The organism is Streptomyces sp. NPDC048171, assembly GCF_043202655.1.
Classification (GTDB): Bacteria; Actinomycetota; Actinomycetes; order Streptomycetales; family Streptomycetaceae; genus Streptomyces.
The window spans coordinates 1-1,865 of the sequence record NZ_JBIDAU010000042.1; the positions used below are offsets into that span (position 1 = coordinate 1).

Below are 1,865 nucleotides of genomic sequence, written 5' to 3' on the forward strand. Positions count from 1 at the left end.
CCGGAGTATTCGTCTGCCGGTGGGCGGGGTCCTGCCACGGTGGCCGAAGAGCTGGTGTGCCAGGTGTTCGCGGAGGTGCTGGGCGTCGAACACGTGGGGGTGGAGGACAACTTCTTCGAGTTGGGTGGGCATTCGTTGCTGGCGGTGTCGTTGGTGCAGCGGTTGCGTGAGCGTGGGTTCGGGGTGTCGGTGCGGGTGTTGTTCGAGGCGCCGACGCCGGCGGCGTTGGCTGCTGCGGGCAGTGGCGGGGGTGTGGTGGAGGTGCCTCCCAACGGGATTCCGGAGGGGGCGGAGGTGATTACGCCGGAGATGCTGCCGCTGGTGGAGCTGACAGCGGCGCAGATCGACCTGGTGTGTGAGTCGGTGGAGGGCGGCGCGGCGAACGTCGCCGACGTGTATCCGCTGGCGCCGTTGCAGGAAGGCATCCTGTTCCACCACCTGCTCGCCGGGGTCGGCACGGCAGACGTCTACTTGGTGCCGATGGTACTGGGCTTCGACAGCCGTGAGCGGTTGGACGCGTTCCTGGCGGCGTTGCAGAGGGTGGTGGACCGGCACGACATCTACCGCACCGGGCTCGTGTGGGAAGGGCTGCCGGAGCCGGTGCAGGTGGTCCGGAAGCATGCGGTCATTCCGGTCACCGAGGTGTCGTTGTCAGACGGCGGAGATGCGGAGGCCGAGCTGCTGGCGGTAGCTGGTCGATGGATGGACCTACGGCAGGCGCCGCTGCTGCGGGTGCACGTGGCGGCGGAGCCGGCGAGGCCGGGCCGGTGGGTGGCGTTGGTACAGGTCCATCATCTGTTGCAGGACCATACGGCGCTTGAGGTGGTACTGGGCGAGGTCGGGGCGTTCATGGCCGGCCGCGGGGACGAGTTGCCGATGCCGCTGCCGTTCCGTGACTTCGTGGCCCAGGCCCGGCTGGGGGTTCCACGCACGGAGCATGAGGAGTACTTCTCAGGTCTGTTGGGTGATGTGACGGAGCCGACACTGCCGTTCGGCCTGGCTGATACCCATGGGGACGGGTCGACGGTGAGGTCGGCGCGGTTGAGGGTGGACGACACAGTGGCGGGGCGTATCCGGGAGCAGGCCCGTCGACTGGGTGTGAGCCCGGCGACGTTGTTCCATGTGGCGTATGCGCGGGTGGTGGCGAGTGTGGCGGGGCGGTCGGACGTGGTGTTCGGGACGGTGTTGTTGGGCCGGATGAACTCGGGGCGGGGTGCGGACCGTATTCCGGGGCCGTTCATGAACACCCTGCCGGTGCGGATGGATGTGGCAGGTCTTGATGTGGTGGGTGCGGTGCGGGCGATGCAGGGGCAGTTGGCCGGCCTGCTGGTGCACGAGCACGCCCCGCTCGCCGTGGCGCAGAGGGGCAGCGCGGTACCGGCTTCGGCTCCGTTGTTCACGTCTTTGCTGAACTACCGTCATAGTGGTCAGCCCCGCCGGGACGGCGGTGGTGGTGGGAGGAATGGTGGTCTTGCCGGGGTGGCGATGCTGTCGACCGAGGACCGGACGAACTATCCGCTGTCGGTGTCGGTGGATGATCTGGGGACCGCGTTCGGGCTGACGGCTGATGCGGTGGCCCCGGGGGATCCGGAGCTGGTGTGCGCGCTGCTGCAGAACGCGGCCGAAAGCCTGGTGGAGGCGCTGGAGCAGGCGTCTGGGATGTCACTAGGTGCGGTGCAGGTGCTGCCTGATGGTGAGCGGCAGCAGATCCTGGGTGAGTGGAATGATGCGCCTGTGGTGGGGGTGGTGGGTTCGGTGGTGGAGTTGTTCGGGGAGTGGGTGGTGCGGGATCCGGGTGCGGTGGCGGTGGTGTGTGGGGGTGAGTCGTTGTCGTATGGGGAGTTGGATGAGCGGGCGGGTTTGTT

General features: G+C 68.0%; 1 protein-coding gene. It reads left to right on the forward strand.

Annotated elements, in window-relative coordinates; all coding sequences use genetic code 11:
• Positions 1 to 39 precede the first annotated feature (39 nt).
• A partial coding sequence (locus ACGF3J_RS38695; protein ID WP_393856127.1) for a condensation domain-containing protein occupies positions 40 to 1,865 on the forward strand: 1,826 nt, incomplete at its 3' end.